We start from the raw sequence: 16,178 nt of genomic DNA, 5'->3' as shown, positions 1-16,178 counted from the left end.
GTTCATTCTATCATAAAGAGAGAAGTGAAAGAAAGTGCACGAAGCCATGTTCTCCTTTGATGAAGATAAGAACTGCATTGCTCTATGAAATCACCGGGTGAAACTCTACAATCAGATCATTTTCAGGATAATACCTCTCAGGTCCTGCTCTGTGGGTACAACGGGATTACCGCTGGTGCAGATGTCCTTCATGGCCATGGAAGTGAGTTCATCCAGGGCATTGATCACATCATTTCGATCGATGCCTGCTTCGATGAGATTCTCAGGAATCTTCAATGATTTTTTGAGCAGTACGATGCTTTCGATGAGCGCAAAGGCTGACATCTGATCGCCGGGAAAGTTGAATCCCATGTGCCTGGCGATTTCCGCATAACGCTTCATGGCGTCAACATCTCTTGCATTATATTCGATGACGTAGGGAAGAAGGATCCCGTTGCATTTCCCGTGAGAAAGATGAAATTTAGCCCCGATGGCATGAGCGATGCTGTGATTGATACCAAGGGAGGCGTTGTTGAAAGCGATGCCTGCCATGGATGAGGCAATCTGTAGCTTTTCTCTGTGCATCAGATCATTTCCATCCTGATATGCAGGAATAAGATGATCGAAGATCAGATGGACGGCCTGCAGGGCATAGGAGTCGGAAAACTCATTGGCCCCTTTTGATACATAGGCTTCGATGGCATGGGTCAGGGTATCGATTCCTGTATCTGCTGTGATGAAGTCCGGTGCGGTTTTCGTGATACGCGGATCAAGAATCGCAATATCAGGTAGCATGACTTTACTGGTGATGGGTATTTTTGCGCCGGAATCAGAATCGGTGACAACGGCATACTCAGTCACCTCAGAGCCTGTCCCCGCTGTTGTGGGGATGGCTATTAGAATGGGTTTAACGATCACATCGTCACTCATAAAGGTCTCCTTCAGTTTCTGGAAATAGAATATGACAGCTTTCGCTGTGTCGATGCTGGACCCCCCGCCAATGGCAAAGACCACATCCGGCTTGGATCGGATGATGTGCATGAGACCTCTTTCCACCACCTTGGAGGTGGTATCCGGAACCACTTCATCAAACACCTCGTAGGCAATCTGATTCCGTTCCAGTTTATCCGTCAATAGATTCAGCAGACCCAGTTTTATGATCATGGCATCGGTGACGATGCAGGCTTTTCGGTATTTAAATTCATCCAGTCTGTCCAGAGCGTTCTCCCCATAGACGATGACCGGTTTTACACTGTACTCTTTCATGCTCCACTTCCTTCTTTACTTTGCTGTGACACATTTCGTGTACTCTCATTATAGGATTCCTGCAGGAAAAAGAAATGGAATCCCAAAACATTATAGAATGGTGATAACTTCTTTCCAATAGCCATTTTGGAACATGGCAATATTTTGTCATCATACGATAATAAATGGTAAAGTTTTAATGCTATTCTAGAAAAGATGCGAAAATATTGTACAATGAAAATGTATTCATCGCAAAGGATGATATTTTGGAGGGGAGAAAATGAAAGGAATCAGTCTGAAGGATATCATAGATGTCGAAACACTGCAGAAAATACAGGACAATTTTTCAGCTGTAACAAAACTTGCAGCGGTGACTGTTGACTTCAAGGGAGAGCCGATTACAAAATACAGCAACTTCACGAACTTCTGTACAAGATTCCGCGAAATAGGCGCATGCAAGGAACACTGCTACCAGTCGGATGCCTTCGGTGGAATCAAAGCGGCGAGAAGCGGAAAACCGGCCATCTACAGATGTCACGCAGGACTCTATGATATGGCGGTTCCAATCATTTTCGAAGGTCAGTTTCTGGGGTCCATTCTGGCTGGTCAGGTCCATATGGAAGAAGGCAGTGAGAGCTATCCAGGAAATGACAGTGTCATCAGCAAGGAAGCGGAAGACTTTCTGGCCACTGAGGAGGCGAAGAACCTGCTCAGTGACATTCTCGTCACCACAGATGAGCATATGATGAACTCAGCGAATCTTCTGTCCATCATGGGCAACTATGTGGTGAAGAACGGGTTTGCCGAATACATACAGAATGAACTCAATGAGAAAAACCAGAAGCTGATCAATGAAATGAAAGTACGAATGTCTCTGGAAAAAAGCTTGAGCGATGCAGAGCTGAAAGTGCTGAAATCTCAGGTGAACCCGCACTTTCTTTTCAATGCGCTCAATACCATCAGCAATCTTTCCATCATCGAGAAAGCGGATAAAACCACGGAAGTGATCTATTTTCTTTCCGATATGCTCCGCTATACCATCAGACATGAAATAGAGAATCTGGTGACCATTGAGCAGGAGCTGGATTATGTCAAAAAATATCTGAGAATCCAGCAGATCAGAATGGGACATAAACTGGATTTCTCCATTGATGTAGATCCTTCGCTGCTCAAGCTCAAGATGCCTTTCATGATTCTGCAGCCCATAGTGAACAATGCCATAGACCATGGCATCTATTCGGTGGACAATGGCATCATCAGGATCTATTCCGAGGACATGGGGAAGGACATCCTGCTGATCATTGAAGACAATGGCGTGGGTATGGAGGAGAAAAAGATTGAGGAGATTCTAAGTGGCAAGTACGACTCCGGTGAGAATACAAGTTCCAACGGCATCGGGCTTCTGAATTCCGACAAGAGACTCATTCACCAGTTCGGCAGCGGGTACAGACTGAAGATCGAATCCGAAGTCAATCAGGGAACAAAGATCAGCATTAAGATACCAAGGCAGGTGTAAAAAGTGATTAAGATACTACTTGTGGATGACGAATATCTGGAAAGAGATGTTCTGAGGATGATCATAGGAAGCCGGGGCGGTGAGTTTCAGGTGGTGGGAGAAGCGGAAAACGGGCTGGAAGCCGTGAAGTTTGTGAAGGAACACGATGTGGATATCGTGATTATGGATATCAAGATGCCCAAGATGACAGGACTGGAGGCATCCAGGCTCATCAAGGAGTACAATCCAATGATCGGGATCATCATTGTTAGTGCCTACAATGATTTCGAGTTTGCACAGCATGCAATCAAGTACAGTCTGGATGATTATCTTCTGAAGCCGTCCAGACCGGAACATATCTTTGAAGCCCTGGAAAGTACCGTCGGGAAAATCCGTCAGAACAAGGACCCTGGAAAAAGCGGCAGGGAGGATATGAAAACCGCATTCATGACTTTCTGCAGAAGCGGTGACTACATCCGCGCAAAGAAGTATCTGAGAAGGGTGAAAAAGATGCACTTTGACAGCTATGATGAGGAAAAGGAAGTCACAAAAGTTCTTCTGGAAAGCATTCTCACGGTGGCCGAGTACTTCGGCATCGATGTGGAGAAGAATCTTAAGATGCAGGTCCAGGAGAAGCTTATGACCAGCAAGACCAGAGAGCAGTATTTCCAGATTCTGGAGATCATCTTCGAAGAAGTCTTTGATGTGATCATCAGTGAGAAGAGGGTGGCTTACAAAGAAGAAATGACCTATGCTCTTCACTTCATTGAAAAGCATCTGACCGATGATCTCACCCTGGAGAGTGCGGCCAGTTACATGAACATCTCCACCCATTATTTCTCCAAGCTGTTCAAGAGTGAAGTGGGCGAAAACTTCATCGACTATGTGACGGATAAGAAAGTGGAACGAGCAAAAGAGCTCATCGTGGACACGGACCTTCCATTAAATGTGCTGGCCTTCGAACTGGGCTTTAATGAAGCCAACTATTTCAGCAAAGTATTCAAGAAGAGAGCCGGGATGACACCCAGCCAGTACCGCAGAGAAGCGGAGGAGAAGAAATCGGAAGAAAAGAATCTTTTCAGAAAAGGCAATTATGCCGCCAATGGAAAATGGATCATATAACGGCAGCGAAGATGTCAAAAAACAGGTAGGAAAGAGAAGCAAGCAGGTGGATGAAACCATCCTGGCGCTTCTCTTCTTTTTATGGGGTCAATCAGCTGCTCTCTGAGTTTTTTATCATATCATCACAAAAAAGTCTCATCGCGCTGAGAGTCTCATAAAAAATTACCCCAATTTCAAAGATAATTGTTAGGGGTAGAAGACCGTATTTTCTTATGATGGAGGTGGCAAGTAAACGTATCCAAAAATCAATTTTATCCTGAAGGAGGAGAAATCATGCAAAAAGAAGCACTGGGAATGATCGAAACGAAAGGTCTGGTTGGTGCCATCGAAGCTGCGGATTCCATGGTGAAATCAGCCAATGTGGAACTGGTCGGCTACACGAAAATCGGTTCAGGTCTTGTGACGGTGATGGTCAGAGGCGATGTGGGTGCAGTGAAGGCTGCCACGGATGCAGGCTCAGCAGCAGCAGGCAAAGTGGGCGAGGTCGTATCTGTTCATGTGATTCCAAGACCCCATACCGATGTTGAAAAAATTCTGCCTAAAACTGCTGAAGAATAAACAAGGAGGATCAGAAAATGGATGATAACTTAATGGAAAAAGTAATGGAAGAGGTCATGAAGAAAATGGGTGATACCAAGGAAGTGAAGAAGGAAGCGCCAAAGAGCAGCTACAATCCAGGCATCACTGAATTTGTGGGAACAGCCATCGGGGATACCATAGGACTTGTCATTGCAAACGTGGATCACAATCTGCACGGATTCATGAAGATCGATCCGAAGTACAAGTCCATCGGAATCATCGGTGCCAGAACCGGAGCAGGCCCTCACATCATGGCAGCGGATGAAGCGGTGAAAGCCACCAATACGGAAATCATTTCCATCGAACTGCCAAGAGATACGAAGGGTGGAGCAGGTCATGGATGCCTGATTCTCTTCGGAGCGGAGGATGTATCCGATGCAAGACGCGCTGTGGAAGTGTCTCTGAAAGAACTGGACAGAACCTTCGGAGATGTCTACGGAAACAATGCCGGACACATCGAGCTTCAGTACACCGCTAGAGCCAGCTACGCCTGCAACAAAGCCTGGGGTGCACCAGTAGGAAAAGCCTTTGGTCTCATTGTGGGCGCTCCAGCAGCCATCGGTGTTGTGATCGCAGATGCGGCGGTGAAATCTGCGAATGTGGACATCGTCACCTATGCTTCCCCATCCACCACGTCCTACACCAACGAGGCCATCCTCTTCATAAGCGGAGATTCAGGGGCAGTGAGACAGGCTGTGGTGGCTGCAAGAGATCTGGGCATCAGACTTCTTGAAGCACTTGGACAGGAGCCGGCTCCATCCAGCACCACACCATACATTTAGACAGGGGGAAAAGAATATGAAATCCAAACGATTTGAAGTTCTCAGAGCACGACCAGTCAACCAGGATGGATTCCTGAAGGAGTGGCCTGAAGTAGGTCTCATCGCCATGAACTCTCCACTGGATCCAAAACCCAGCATCAAGATCGAGAATGGAACGGTTGTGGAACTGGATGGCAAGAAGAGAGAAGATTTTGATCTCATCGACACCTTCGTGGCGGACAATTCCATTGATCTGACCAATGCGGAAAAGGTCATGAACATGGACTCCAGAGAAATCGCGCATATGCTGGTGGACATCAATGTTCCAAGAAAAGAACTGATCGCCATCACAAAATCTCTGACACCCGCAAAGGCCGTGGAAGTTCTCAACAAGATGAACGTCCTGGAGCTCATGATGGCGCTTACGAAAATGAGAGCAAGAAAGACACCTTCCAATCAGTGTCACGTCACCAACGTGAAGGACAATCCGGTCCTCATCGCAGCGGAAGCTGCAGAAGCAGCCCTTCGTGGCTTCGATGAGCAGGAGACCACGGTGGCTGTGGCAAGATATGCGCCCTTCAACGCCATCGCACTGCTTGTAGGGGCCAACGTAGGCAGACCAGGTATACTCACCCAATGTGCCGTGGAGGAAGCAACGGAGCTTCAGCTGGGCATGAAGGGATTCACAGCATACGCTGAAACCGTATCTGTATATGGCACCGAGCAGGTATTCATCGACGGAGATGATACACCCTGGTCCAAAGCATTCCTGGCTTCAGCCTATGCATCCAGAGGACTCAAGATGAGATTCACCTCCGGTACGGGTTCTGAAGTGCTCATGGGGAATGCCGAAAAGAAATCCATGCTGTATCTGGAAGCCAGATGTGTGTTCATCACCAAAGGAGCAGGTGTACAGGGCCTGCAGAACGGATCCATCTCCTGCATCGGTGTTCCTGGAGCGGTACCTTCGGGCATCCGTGCAGTGCTTGCCGAAAACGTCCTGACCTGCATGATGGATCTGGAAGTGGCTTCCGGTAATGACCAGACCTTCTCCCATTCCGATATCAGAAGAACAGCCAGAACGCTGATGCAGATGATTCCCGGAACAGATTTCATCTTCTCCGGATACTCCGCAACGCCAAACTACGACAACATGTTTGCGGGTTCAAACTTCGATGCGGAAGATTTTGATGACTATAACGTCCTTCAGAGAGACCTGAAGGTGGACGGCGGATTAAGACCAGTGAGGGAAGAAGAAGTCGTCAAGACGAGAAACAAGGCAGCCAAGGTGCTGCAGGCGCTCTTCAAGGAAATGAACTTCCCGCTGATCACCGATGAAGAAGTGGAAGCGGCCACCTATGCCCATGGATCCAAGGATATGCCGGACAGAAACATGGTGGAGGACATCAAGGCCTGCGAAGACCTGATGAAGACAAAGACCACAGGAGTGGAGATCATCAAGGCGCTTAAGAAAGCCGGGTATGACGATGTGGCGGACACCCTGCTGGGCATGATGAAACTGAGAATCTCCGGCGACCATCTTCATACCTCAGCCATCGTGGACAACAACTTCAAGGTGAGAAGTGCGGTCAACGACAAGAATGACTACATGGGACCATGCACAGGCTATGCCATGAGTGATGAAAGATGGCAGGAAGTCATGAACATAGAAAGTGCCCTCTCTGCCGAAGACTTTGAATAGGAGGATGAATACATGGATATCAACGAAAAAGTACTAAAAAGCATCATAGAAGAAGTACTGCAGAATCTCCAGAATGCGGACAAGCCTAGGAAATTTCCGGTGGAAGGTCCTCTGGACATGAAAGTGAAGGGCACCACAGAGAAGGGCAGAAGAAAAGATGAAGTGGTCATCGGTGTGGGACCGGCATTCGGAGTCCATCAGACCAAGACCATCATCAAAGTTCCGCATGAAGATGTCATACGAGAAGTCATGGCCGGCATTGAGGAAGAAGGTCTCACGCCAAGAGTGATCAAGGTGTATCACACTTCCGATGTGGCGTTCATCGCCCATCATGCAGCCAATCTTTCCGGTTCCGGCATAGGCATCGGTATTCAGAGCAAGGGTACAACCGTCATTCATTCCAAGGACCTGGCACCTCTTTCCAATCTGGAACTGTTCCCGCAGGCACCACTTCTGGATCTGAAGGTATACAGAGCCATTGGAAGAAATGCCGCCAAGTACGCCAAGGGAGAATCCCCCAATCCTGTACCTACCATGAATGATCAGATGGCCAGACCCAAGTATCAGGCGATCGCGGCACTGCTGCATATCAAGGAAACGGAATATGTGGTACCGAAGAAGCTGTCTGATGAACTTGAAATCACATTCTAAGGAGGGAATAAAATGATTGATAACAGTGTACTGGAGCAGATGATCAAAGAGGTCATGTCTGGAATGAAAGACACAAGCTATACAGAACCCAAAAAGACAAGCGGCGGAAGAAGAGTCACTGAAGCGGACTATCCCCTCAGTGAAAAGATGGCGGACGTCATCAAAGCCCCTACAGGAAAGACCCTGGAAGATATCACCATCGGTGGCGTCGTGAACGGAAGTGTCACGGCCAACGATGTGAAGATTGCACCTGAAACCCTGGAAATGCAGGCGCAGGTTGCGGAATCCGTAGGAAGAGATGCATTCGCGAAGAATCTGAGACGCGCATCCGAACTCATTGCAGTGCCGGATGAAAGAATACTTGAAATATACAATGCTCTGAGGCCTTACCGCTCCACCAAAGCTGAACTTCTTGAAATCGCGGAAGAGCTGGAAAAGAAGTATTCCGCCGTCATCAACGGGAAACTGGTTCGCGAAGCGGCAGCTCTTTATGAGAAGAGAGGCAGGCTGAAAGAGTAGACTGGAGGCTTCACATGAAAATCGTAGCAGGTATAGATATTGGTAATGCCACCACCGAAACGGCCATCGGGAGAGTCCTTGACGACGGGAGGGTCGACTTCATCTCGGATGCCATCGTCTCCACCACGGGAATCAAAGGAACCAGCGACAACATACCTGGAATCTTCAATTCTCTCAATAAGGCCATGGAAAAGGCAGGCCTTGATTTCAAAGACCTGACGCTGATCAGAATCAATGAAGCGGCGCCGGTGATCGGGGATGTGGCCATGGAAACCATCACTGAGACCATCATCACGGAATCCACCATGATCGGGCATAATCCCAGGACACCCGGAGGCATAGGCATCGGCGTCGGTATCGGCACAAGAATCGAGGATCTCCACGAGGTGGAAAAAGGGACGGATGTCATCGTGCTCATTCCCAGAGACATGGGATTCGGGGAATCTTCCGAGAGAATCAACCGGGCTCTTTCAGAGGGCATATCCATAAAGGGGGCCATTGCGGCCAATGATGACGGAGTCCTCATCGTGAATCGACTGAAGGAGAACATTCCCATCGTGGATGAGGTGACGCTGTTTGAGAAAATCCCTGTGGGGATGCTCACAGCCATCGAAGTAGCCCATGTGGGTGCTGTGGTGGAAGTGCTGTCCAATCCTTACGGGATTGCCACACTCTTCTCACTGAGCAGTGAGGAAACCAGGTTTGTGGTTCCCATTGCAAGAGCGCTCATTGGCAACCGCTCTGCGGTGGTCATCAAAACCCCGAAAGGGGATGTGAAACTGAGGAGCATTCCTGCCGGAGAAATCCAGATCCTTGGTGAAAAGAACAGACTGAAGGTCAATGTGGATGATGGAGCCAAAGTGCTCATGGATGCCATGGGGAAATGCCATCCTGTGAAAGATATCGTCGGGGAGCCGGGAACCAATGCCGGCGGCATGCTGGAGAAGATCCGCCACGTGATGGCGGAGCTCACCGGGCAGCATCATGGGGACATCAAGATCCAGGACCTGCTGGCAGTGGACACCATTTCGCCCCAGAAAGTGACGGGAGGCCTTGCCGGAGAATTCTCCATGGAAAGCGCCGTAGGGGTGGCTGCCATGGTGAAGGCTGACAGGCTTCAGATGGAAGTCATTGCCAGAGAGATGCAGGAAAAACTGGGTGTACCTGTGGAAGTGGGCGGCGTGGAGGCCGAAATGGCCATTAAAGGAGCGCTGACCACACCGGGAACGGACATTCCCGTGGCCATCCTGGACATGGGGGCCGGGTCTACGGACTCTTCCCTCATGACGAGAAACGGAAAGGTGGACCTGGTGCATCTGGCAGGGGCAGGGAACATGGTGACGCTGCTCATCAAGACGGAGCTGGGCCTGGATAGTCTGGAACTGGCGGAAGACATCAAGAAGTATTCTCTGGCCAAGGCCGAATCTCTCTTTCACATCCGCCATGAAGACGGCTCTGTGGAGTTTTTCGACAAACCGCTGGATCCGAAGCTTTTCGCAAGAATCATCATTCTCAAGGACGAGGGTATGGTTCCCCTGCATGCGGACCTTTCAATGGAGAAAGTGAAATTCGTAAGGCGAAAAGCCAAGGAAAAGGTATTTGTCACCAATGCACTGAGAGCGCTATCCCAGGTAAGCCTCACCGGAGACATCAGAGGCATTGAACATGTGGTTCTGGTGGGCGGTTCGGCTCTGGATTTTGAAATACCCCAGATGGTCACCGATGCGCTGTCCCAGTATGGTGTCGTGGCAGGCAGAGGGAACATACGAGGATGTATGGGACCAAGAAATGCCGTGGCAACCGGCCTTGTGCTGTAGGAGGAAATGAAAATGGATGAGACCAGAAACATCTGCGTGGTTCTCTGCATCAATGAGGATGTGAGCAGCCGCCCGGAAATCATGGAAATCACCTATGGCATGGAAGAGGAAGGGATTCCTTACCTGATCCGGACCAGTGATGAAAAGAGACTGGAGGACCTGGCAAGAATCGCCAGCATGGATTCTCAGCTTGATGTGGGTATCGGAGTGGATGAGCATCTCACAGGCGGCATCTATTATGATAAGCTGCCTGAAGATCACCTGCTTTTCCGCATGAATCTTCTCAAAGAGAAGGAGAAAGCGAGAAACATGGGCATCAATGCGGCAAGACTGGTGAAAGGGATTCCTTTCAATATGGGAGGAGCATAGGATGAAAAAAGCATATGGATTTGTTGAAATAAAGGGGCTGGCTTCTGCAGTGGTTGCTGTGGATACGGCCTTGAAGGCAGCGAATGTAGAGATGGAGGGACTGGAACCTGCAAAGGGGCAGGGGATGCATACACTGAAGTTCAACGGCGAAGTCAGTTCGGTGCATGCGGCGGTCAGTTCCATTCTGGGCAATAGAGAGCTTTCGGGCAAAGTCTTTTCCCACACGGTCATCGCCAGACCTTCGGATGGTCTGGAAATGATGATTGAAGGGCTGGATGATCTCAGAAGAAAAGAGGATCAGAAGAAGGACCAGGGAGAGAAGAAAAAAGCGGAAGAACCGAAAGAGGCACTTTCTTCGAAGGAAGAACCTGCCGGAGAAGAAGAGCACCCTCTAGGAGTGAAAGAAGCTTCTTCCTTTGAGGAGGCTTCCGGACTGGAGTCTTCTGAAGATCAGAAGGCGGAGATGGAAGAGGAAACCAAAGAGGAGAAGTCTTTAAAGCTTCTGTCTGAACCTGAGGAAATTCTCCCTCTAGAGGAACCTCAGGAGGAAAGGGTGACAGATACCCTGGTACAGAAACCGGAAAAAAAGAAAAGAAAGAATACAGTGACATGCAATCTCTGCGGGGATCCGAAGTGTCTGAGAGTCAAGGGTGAACCCAGAGTGAAATGTATACACTACAAGGAAAAGGAGTAAAAGGTAATGAACAATGCATTAGGATTAATTGAAACCAAAGGACTTGTAGGGGCCATTGAAGCAGCGGATGCCATGACAAAGTCAGCCAATGTGGAACTCATCGGATATGAGAAGATCGGTTCCGGTCTTGTGACCGTCATGGTCAGAGGTGATGTGGGTGCGGTGAAGGCGGCGGTTGATGCGGGCGTCGCAGCAGCAAGAAATGTGGGCGAAGTCGTCTCCACTCATGTGATCCCAAGACCGCATCAGGACGTGGAAGTGTTTCTGCCCAAGCTAGTTTAAGATCATGGAAAGAGAGGAACTGAAGAAGCTCATAGAGGATGCCATCCAGAAATTCAGCGGTTCTCTCTATGTACCCGTGGGTGTGTCCAACAGACACATCCACGTCAGTAGAGAGGATCTGGATATTCTCTATGGTAAAGGCTATGCGCTGACGAAAATGAAAGATCTGAAACAGCCGGGGGAATATGCAGCCAATGAGACCCTGGAAGTGAAGACGAAAAAAGGATCCTTCGGGAAAGTGAGAATTCTGGGACCGGTGAGAGGAAACACTCAGGTGGAGCTGTCGCTCTCTGACAGCTATGGGCTGGGACTTTCTGTTCCCATAAGAGAATCCGGAAGCATCAAAGGCTCAGAAGGGGTGACCCTTGTGGGTCCCAAGGGAGAAGTGACCCTTACGGAAGGCGTCATCGCCGCCTACAGGCATATCCATATGCCTAAGGACATGGCAGAAAAATACGGATTCAGAAACGGAGACATCGTTTCCGTGGAGAAGGAAGGAAAAAGAGGGCTCATCTTTCAGGATGTGATGCTGAGAGTCTCACCGAAATATGCTCTGGAAATGCATATTGACGTGGATGAGGCCAATGCAGGAAGCATCCGGTCAGGAGACCTTCTTAAGATTATCCGAACATGAGGAGTGTAGTATGGACATGGGCAAAGTCAATGAAAAAATCAGGGAATTTGAGGAAATCATCCTGAAAAAAGAGAAAAAGCCCTATGAAGGGGAGCTCTTTACAGGGGTGGACCTGGGTACAGCCTCCATCGTCCTCTGCGTGGTGGATGAGAAGGGCAGTCTTGTGAGCGGTGCCTTCGAGCGCTGCGGCGTGGTTCGTGACGGCATCGTGGTGGATTTTGTCGGAGCCTGTGAAATCGTCAGAAGACTGAAGAAGCAGGTGGAGGAAATCCTCGGGGTATCTCTTGACAAGGCTTCAGGCGCCATACCTCCAGGCGTCACGGAAGGATCCGAAAAGATCGTGAAGAATGTGCTGGAGGGGGCGGGGTTCACCGTCACCGCCATCGTGGATGAACCCACGGCTGCGGCAGAGGTGCTGAAGGTCACGGAAGGGGCGGTGGTGGACATCGGTGGTGGCACCACCGGCATTTCCATCCTGAAGAAGGGGGAAGTCACATCCACCTATGATGAGGCCACCGGAGGTCATCATATGAATCTCGTCATTGCGGGAAGCTATGGTGTGAGCTATGAAGCTGCTGAGGAGATGAAGCGCACGAAGGAGAAGGAAGAGGATATTTTCAGAGTGGTTCTTCCCGTCATCGACAAGATGGCGCACATCGTGAAGAATTTCATCACCGGACAGGACGTGGAGAAGGTCTATCTCGTGGGTGGCGGTTCCGCCCTCAAGGGATTTGAAAGGCACTTTGAATCGAGCCTGGGGACCCCCACCGTAAAGCCATACAATCCCATGCTGGTGACGCCCATGGGCATCGCGCTCTGTGCGCTGGAGAGAAGGCCATGATGGAAAGACTGGATGAAATCGTAGAGGAAGTAGTAAGGCGTCTGAAACGCTATATGGCTGAAAAAAGAGTCCTTCTCCTGTTGAGGGATGATTCGGATTTCAGCAGAGTGAAGGATCTGGTGCAGCTGCTTGAAGCGGCGGACTATACCATCGTGGTCTGTTCCTTTCTTTTAAAGGATGTGAAGGTGCTGGAGGATCCGGCCTTCAGAAACAGAGCATTCATCCGAGCCGCCATCTTCAAAGAAGTGCGCTATGATGAATTTCTGAGAGGGTTTCACGGGGTGCTGATCTCTGATCTTCACTTTGAGGAATGCAGAGCGTATCTGGATCTGAGATTCATGGACACCATCGGAAAAATCGTCTTCGAAACGGTGAAGGAGAACAAACCTGTCTACGCAATCTCAAGTGAAATGACAGGGGTGAAGAATCCATACCTGAAAGAGAGAACAAATTCCATGAAGGAAGAACTGAGTAAGATGAAGCTTCATCTGTTCACAGAGGATTGGCATCCGGAAGGTGCGTCAAAGACTTCAGCGGAAGAAAAACAGAAAACGGAAAAAGGAAAGAATCCGGGTGGACTCAGGGAGCAGGGAGAAGAGAAGGTCTGTACACACAGATTCATCACGCTATCGGATGTGAATACACTGAAGGCGAGTGAGGCCATGTGGATCTCCCCGGAGGCGAAGCTCACCATGGAGGCATCGGATTATGCACGAAGAAATGGAATCAGAATCAGAAGAAAATGAATGAAATGAATGAAATTGAAATAAAAGACTGAAATGAATGAAAGAGAGCAGGGTGAAGATATGTATTTAGCGGAAGTCAAAGGAAACGTTGTGGCAACAACAAAGGATGAGCGGCTCATCGGCTCAAAGCTTCTCATCGTTCAGCCCATGAGTCCCGGTTTTGAGCCCTATGGAAATCCCGTCATCGCAGTGGATACCGTGGGCGCTGGATTCAGAGACAGGGTCATTGTGGCAAGCGGGGGTTCCGCAAGAGTCGCAATCGGTGAGAACAGACCTGTGGATGCAGCCATTGTGGCCATCATCGATTCTCTTGAAATGTATTAGAGGTAAAACATATGAGTAAGATTTATACGAAAACCGGAGACAAGGGTGAAACGGGGCTCTTTGGCGGTTCCAGAGTGAAGAAATCCTCCAGGAGAGTCCATGCCTATGGTGCGGTGGACCAGTCCAATGCAGCCATCGGCGCTGCGGTGAATTTCATGAGGGAAAAGTCGCTCATGGATGTGCTGCGCGTGGTGCAGGATACGCTCTTTGTGGTGGGTGGCGAACTGGCCTCCGATCAGAAGGGTATAGAAAAACTGAACATCAGAGTGGGAAAGAAAGATATCGAGTTTCTGGAAAAGGTCATCGACGAGATCACAAAGTCTCTGGATGACAAGAACTATTTCGTGATTCCAGGAAAGACCAAAGGGTCCGCCTTCCTTCATGTAGCAAGAACCCAGGTGAGATTTGCGGAAAGAGAGATCATCTCTCTTATGGAAGAAGAAGACGTCAGTGAAGATATTCTGAGATACATCAACCGATTGAGTGATACGCTCTACGCCATGAGCAGGTATGAGGATGAAGTGCTGGGCGAGGAAAAAGCAGTGCACCCTCACGCCAAAGAGGGGCAAAAGGAAGGCGGGCTCACGGAGCAGGTGGCCCATGCCATCATGAAAGCCTGTGTCACAAAAGCCTATGAGATCGGTCAACCTGTGGTGGTCACCATTGTGGATGATGGTGGAAACCTGAAGTCCATGATGAGAATGGACGGCGCCATAAAAGGAAGCATCGATATTTCGAAGAACAAGGCCTACACGGCGGCTTTCTTTCATACAGCCACGGAAGAGCTTGGAAAGCTCAGCGTGCCCGGGAAAGATCTCTACGGCATTGAGATCACCAACAGAGGGCAGGTGGTGACCTTTCCAGGAGGTATGCCCATCGTCATGAACGGGCGGATTGCCGGTGGACTGGGCATAAGCGGCGGAAGCACAGAGGAAGACAAGGCCATATGCCTTGCCGGAATCGAAATAGTAGAAGATAGAGGTGAAGCATGAGCATGGAAAACGTAGACATCAATAAAATCGTACTGGAAGTCATGGAGAAACTGAAACCCGTGGCTGCCTCAGCATTTCATGAAGAGGCACTGGAGCTGAAGAATAGAGGCATCTATGAGGATCCGGAGGAGGCCATAGAAAAGGCCTATGTGGCCCAGAAGGAGCTTTTCGAGATGAGCCTTTCCGACAGGAAGAGGATCACCGATTCCATCAAGAAGCATCTCCTGAAGTATGTTCGGGAGCTTTCCGAGATGGTGGTTGAGGAAACCGGCATGGGCAATGTGAAGGATAAGATCATCAAGAACACGCTGGCCATCGAGAAGACGCCATCCACGGAGGATCTTCGTGCAGGCGTCTTCACAGGAGATGACGGACTGACCCTTCTGGAGCTGTCTCCATTCGGGATCATCGGAGCCATCACGCCGTCCACCAATCCCACGGAAACGGTGATCTGCAACACCATCGGCATGGTGGCGGCTGGAAACGCAGTGGTGTTTTCTCCCCATCCTGGTGCCTATAAGGCCACCAACCGATGTGTGGAGCTCATCAATGAAGCCATCAGCATGGCAAATGGACCCAAGAACCTGGTGGTCACCATCGACAATCCAAGTCTTGCCAAATCCGAAGTGGTCATGAAGCATAAGAAAATCAACATGCTCTGCGCTACGGGAGGCCCCGCGCTTGTGAAAGCGGTGCTCTCTTCCGGAAAGAAGGCCATCGGAGCGGGGGCGGGTAATCCGCCGGTGCTGGTGGATGCCACGGCCAACATTGAAAAAGCGGCCAAGGACATCGTGGATGGAGCCAGCTTTGACAACAATCTTCCCTGCATCGCAGAGAAGGAAGCCATCGTGGTGGACAGCGTCTTTGACTATCTCGTATTCAACATGAAGAGTCATGGGGCCTATGAGATCAAGGACAGAGAGACCATGGACAAACTGGTTGCCCTTCTGGTTCCTGAAAAATGGAAGCCCAACAGAAAGTTCATCGGAAAAGATGCCAGGGAAATACTGAAGGCCATCGGCATCGAAGCGGAGGAGCACATCAGACTCATCATCATGGAAGTGGAGAAGGATCATCCCTTCGTCATCGAAGAACTCATGATGCCGGTGCTGCCTATGGTGAGGGTGAAGGACGTCAAGGAAGGCATTGATCTGGCGGTGAAGGTGGAGCATGGATTCCGTCATACGGCCATCTGTCACAGCAAGGACATTGATGTGCTGACGGAAATGGGCCATCGCATTCAGACCACCATCTTTGTGAAGAACGGTCCATCCTTTGCGGGCATCGGTGTAGGTGGAGAAGGCTATACCACCTTCACCATCGCAGGACCTACCGGTGAGGGGCTCACATCCGCTTCCACTTTCACAAGAAAGAGAAGATGTGCGCTGGTCGGCGGATTTGTCATCAGATAATGGAAGATCAATTT

The 16,178-nt window shown here is 49.6% G+C and carries 18 protein-coding genes; 17 read left to right on the top strand and 1 reads right to left on the bottom strand.

Annotated elements, in window-relative coordinates; genetic code table 11:
* Positions 1–111: 111 nt before the first annotated feature.
* Positions 112–1,245, bottom strand: a complete 1,134-nt coding sequence (locus J3A84_RS03215) for a 1-propanol dehydrogenase PduQ (protein WP_207598575.1) — start codon at positions 1,243–1,245, stop codon at positions 112–114.
* Positions 1,246–1,504: 259 nt separating this feature from the next.
* Here J3A84_RS03215 and J3A84_RS03210 point away from each other — a divergent pair, with 259 nt between their 5' ends.
* The 17 genes from J3A84_RS03210 (at position 1,505) to J3A84_RS03130 (ending at position 16,164) form a co-directional block, all read left to right on the top strand.
* On the top strand, positions 1,505–2,740 hold the full coding sequence (locus tag J3A84_RS03210) for a sensor histidine kinase (RefSeq protein ID WP_207598574.1): 1,236 nt from the start codon (positions 1,505–1,507) through the stop codon (positions 2,738–2,740).
* A gap of 3 nt (positions 2,741–2,743) precedes the next feature.
* On the top strand, positions 2,744–3,841 hold the full coding sequence (locus tag J3A84_RS15440; RefSeq protein ID WP_207598573.1) for a response regulator: 1,098 nt from the start codon (positions 2,744–2,746) through the stop codon (positions 3,839–3,841).
* A gap of 273 nt (positions 3,842–4,114) precedes the next feature.
* Complete coding sequence (gene pduA / locus J3A84_RS03200; protein WP_207598572.1) at positions 4,115–4,399, top strand: propanediol utilization microcompartment protein PduA; 285 nt, start codon at positions 4,115–4,117, stop codon at positions 4,397–4,399.
* A gap of 17 nt (positions 4,400–4,416) precedes the next feature.
* The gene (gene pduB / locus J3A84_RS03195) at positions 4,417–5,202 is read left to right on the top strand and encodes a propanediol utilization microcompartment protein PduB (protein WP_207598571.1); all 786 of its coding nucleotides are present in this window, start codon (positions 4,417–4,419) and stop codon (positions 5,200–5,202) included.
* Between the two features lie 16 nt (positions 5,203–5,218).
* Positions 5,219–6,883, top strand: a complete 1,665-nt coding sequence (locus J3A84_RS03190) for a propanediol/glycerol family dehydratase large subunit (protein ID WP_207598570.1) — start codon at positions 5,219–5,221, stop codon at positions 6,881–6,883.
* Positions 6,884–6,895: 12 nt separating this feature from the next.
* Positions 6,896–7,534 (top strand): propanediol/glycerol family dehydratase medium subunit, encoded by a 639-nt coding sequence (locus J3A84_RS03185; protein ID WP_207598569.1) that lies wholly within the window; start codon positions 6,896–6,898, stop codon positions 7,532–7,534.
* Between the two features lie 12 nt (positions 7,535–7,546).
* Positions 7,547–8,053 (top strand): diol dehydratase small subunit, encoded by a 507-nt coding sequence (locus tag J3A84_RS03180; protein ID WP_207598568.1) that lies wholly within the window; start codon positions 7,547–7,549, stop codon positions 8,051–8,053.
* Positions 8,054–8,067: 14 nt separating this feature from the next.
* Positions 8,068–9,870 carry a diol dehydratase reactivase subunit alpha gene (locus tag J3A84_RS03175; protein ID WP_207598567.1) on the top strand — a complete coding sequence of 601 codons (1,803 nt, stop codon included), beginning with the start codon at positions 8,068–8,070 and terminating at the stop codon, positions 9,868–9,870.
* A gap of 12 nt (positions 9,871–9,882) precedes the next feature.
* Complete coding sequence (locus J3A84_RS03170) at positions 9,883–10,239, top strand: glycerol dehydratase reactivase beta/small subunit family protein (RefSeq protein ID WP_207598566.1); 357 nt, start codon at positions 9,883–9,885, stop codon at positions 10,237–10,239.
* A gap of 1 nt (position 10,240) precedes the next feature.
* Positions 10,241–10,933: a BMC domain-containing protein gene (locus J3A84_RS03165; RefSeq protein WP_207598565.1), complete on the top strand. Its 693-nt coding sequence runs from the start codon at positions 10,241–10,243 to the stop codon at positions 10,931–10,933.
* A 6-nt stretch (positions 10,934–10,939) separates the two neighbouring features.
* Positions 10,940–11,215: a propanediol utilization microcompartment protein PduA gene (gene pduA, locus J3A84_RS03160; protein WP_207598564.1), complete on the top strand. Its 276-nt coding sequence runs from the start codon at positions 10,940–10,942 to the stop codon at positions 11,213–11,215.
* A gap of 4 nt (positions 11,216–11,219) precedes the next feature.
* Positions 11,220–11,849: a phosphate propanoyltransferase gene (gene pduL / locus J3A84_RS03155; RefSeq protein ID WP_207598563.1), complete on the top strand. Its 630-nt coding sequence runs from the start codon at positions 11,220–11,222 to the stop codon at positions 11,847–11,849.
* Between the two features lie 10 nt (positions 11,850–11,859).
* A complete protein-coding gene (gene eutJ, locus J3A84_RS03150) occupies positions 11,860–12,690 on the top strand; it encodes an ethanolamine utilization protein EutJ (RefSeq protein WP_207598562.1) in 831 nt (276 codons plus the stop codon).
* Positions 12,687–13,436, top strand: a complete 750-nt coding sequence (locus tag J3A84_RS03145) for a hypothetical protein (protein WP_207598561.1) — start codon at positions 12,687–12,689, stop codon at positions 13,434–13,436. The genes eutJ and J3A84_RS03145 overlap by 4 nt, the downstream gene beginning before the upstream one ends.
* Before the next feature lie 60 nt (positions 13,437–13,496).
* Entirely contained in the window at positions 13,497–13,760 is a 264-nt protein-coding gene (locus tag J3A84_RS03140) for a EutN/CcmL family microcompartment protein (protein ID WP_207598560.1), read from the top strand.
* 11 nt (positions 13,761–13,771) lie between these two features.
* Positions 13,772–14,752: a cob(I)yrinic acid a,c-diamide adenosyltransferase gene (locus J3A84_RS03135; protein WP_207598559.1), complete on the top strand. Its 981-nt coding sequence runs from the start codon at positions 13,772–13,774 to the stop codon at positions 14,750–14,752.
* Positions 14,749–16,164, top strand: a complete 1,416-nt coding sequence (locus J3A84_RS03130; protein WP_207598558.1) for an aldehyde dehydrogenase family protein — start codon at positions 14,749–14,751, stop codon at positions 16,162–16,164. The genes J3A84_RS03135 and J3A84_RS03130 overlap by 4 nt, the downstream gene beginning before the upstream one ends.
* Positions 16,165–16,178: the final 14 nt, after the last annotated feature.

The sequence above is a fragment of the Proteiniclasticum aestuarii genome (assembly GCF_017368455.1).
Taxonomy (GTDB): domain Bacteria; phylum Bacillota; class Clostridia; order Clostridiales; family Clostridiaceae; genus Proteiniclasticum; species Proteiniclasticum aestuarii.
Note: the sequence above shows the minus strand (reverse complement) of the source record. Positions and strands in the feature narration are given on the sequence as shown.